We start from the raw sequence: 1,954 nt of genomic DNA on the forward strand, positions 1-1,954 counted from the left end.
CCCCCCCGTCCCTAATGGCTGGCCGTGCGCACCTGCTCGATGACGCGTTCCATGGTCTCATCGATGCGGTCGCGCTTGAGCTCGCATTCCCAGATGGTGATCGTGGTCCAGCCCATCTCTTCGAGCTCGGCGATGGCTCGGCGGTCGCGCTCGACGTTGCGGCGGAACTTCGCCTCCCAAAACTCGGTGTTTCGCTTGGGAACCGAAGGGTTGCAGTGCGGACAGCGGTGCCAGAAGCAGCCGTTTACGAAAATCGCGATTTTGCGGCCGGGGAAGGCGATGTCCGGCCTGCCGGGCGCCTTCTTCCACTGCAGGCGGTAGCCGGTGAGTCCCGCTTCGCGCAGGCGCTGACGTACGAGCATCTCGGGCTTGGTGTTCTGGCGCTTGTTGCCCTGCATGGAGTGGCGGCTGTCATGGCGGCGCTTCGCGAGGGCTTGCAGGTCGTCGGTCGTTTTGGCATGCGCGAGGGTACGCACGAGCTCGCGGTCGGCGGGCATCCACTCGAGCTTGGCAAGAGAGGTGCGCTCGACCCAGCGGATATCGAGCTGCCGATCGCTCTTCTTCGGCTTACCCTCCTCGATGCTGCACAGAAAGCACTCCATGGAGAGGTGAAAATCTGGGTAGTCGTATTCGACAGAGTAGAAATCGCGGAGGTCGGTGATGCGCACCTTGAGCTCTTCGGCAAGCTCGCGACGGCATGCTTCTTTGGGGGTCTCGCCGCGCTCGACCTTGCCGCCGGGGAACTCCCAGAGTCCCTTCATGTCGCCGTAGCCGCGCTGTACGGCAAGGACGCGGCCGGAGTCTGCGCCGTCTTCCTGCTCGCATATGATGCCTGCCGCTACGCGTACCGTCTTCACGAAGCTCCTTTGGTAGTCTGTTTCTCGCCTATCGTATCACGCGGAATCACCCCGGGACTCTTCTGGCTGGATTCGTTTGTAAAATTACCCCTGGGGTACTTTTGCAAACCTTACAAAACTGAAAGCTCGATGTAAGGCAAATCGATGGCTCTGCGCGACGCCTCCTGCGAGGATATGCTCAGGAGGTGGTTCGGATGAAGACCACAAGCAGCAAGATGATCGAGAAGCCAACGTTAGGCGCTGCATGCACCTTTGCGGTAGGACCGAAGCTCGCGTATGCAAGCCCGTATGACCGCATGCCCGAGCGGAAGCCGAAGAATCCGGTAGTGCGCGCGGGCATGTCGGTTGCCGAGACAGTCATCTGGCTCGTCATCATGGCGGCGCTCTCCATCGGTATGATTGTTCTGTTGTGGAACGTCTCCCGCTAAGCGCGTAATGTCCCAAAATGCTCCTGTCCCTTTTTGGGACATGAATGAAAGGATCGATTATGGCAAGCATTCCCTCTGAGGCGCAGCACTTTGCCTTCGGCGGCGCCGCGGCGGCGCAAGCAGTACCTTCTTCCACGCCCGCTGGCGCTTCGGCTGCACCCACGGTGCTCGACGTGCGCCACATCGAGAAGGTCTACGGCAGCCGTAACAAAGTTACGCACGCGCTGCGCGACGTCTCGTTCACGGTGGCGAAGGGCGACTTCATGGGCATCATGGGCGCCTCGGGATCCGGCAAGTCGACGCTACTCAACTGCGTGTCGACCATCGACAAGGTCACGGGCGGCAGCGTGCTCGTCAACGGCGAGGACGTTACGCGCTTGAAGGCGCAGAAGCTTACGAAGTTCCGTCGCGAGCAGCTCGGCTTCATCTTCCAGGATTCGAACCTGCTCGACACGCTCACCGCACGTGAGAACATCGCACTGCCGCTCGCCATCAGCCGCACGCCGGCCAAGGAGACGCTCGCCCGCGTCACGGATGTCGCGTGCCGCTTAGGCATCCAGGAGACGCTCGACAAGTATCCCTACCAGCTTTCGGGCGGTCAGCAGCAACGCGTGGCGGCGGCGCGAGCACTCGTCACGGATCCGGCCATCATCATGGCCGACGAGCCCA

3 protein-coding genes are annotated in these 1,954 nt (G+C 61.6%); 2 read left to right on the forward strand and 1 reads right to left on the reverse strand.

The features are described 5' to 3' along the window. Window positions 1–11 precede the first annotated feature (11 nt). The gene (vsr, locus tag QZ079_RS09255; protein ID WP_297037555.1) at window positions 12–857 is read right to left on the reverse strand and encodes a DNA mismatch endonuclease Vsr; all 846 of its coding nucleotides are present in this window, start codon (window positions 855–857) and stop codon (window positions 12–14) included. Between the two features lie 194 nt (window positions 858–1,051). Between vsr and QZ079_RS09260 the strand changes: the two genes are divergently transcribed. Continuing rightward, on the forward strand, window positions 1,052–1,285 hold the full coding sequence (locus QZ079_RS09260) for a hypothetical protein (RefSeq protein ID WP_297037556.1): 234 nt from the start codon (window positions 1,052–1,054) through the stop codon (window positions 1,283–1,285). A 59-nt stretch (window positions 1,286–1,344) separates the two neighbouring features. Next, the coding region (locus QZ079_RS09265) for an ABC transporter ATP-binding protein (RefSeq protein WP_297037557.1) at window positions 1,345–1,954 on the forward strand (610 nt) is incomplete at its 3' end.

The sequence above is a fragment of the uncultured Enorma sp. genome, assembly GCA_905210055.1.
Lineage (GTDB): Bacteria > Actinomycetota > Coriobacteriia > Coriobacteriales > Coriobacteriaceae > Enorma.

What these genes read in the sequence shown, in the direction of transcription:
- QZ079_RS09260 (WP_297037556.1), top strand. Translation starts at nt 1,052, where the DNA reads ATGAAGACCACAAGCAGCAAGATGATCGAGAAGCCAACGTTAGGCGCT.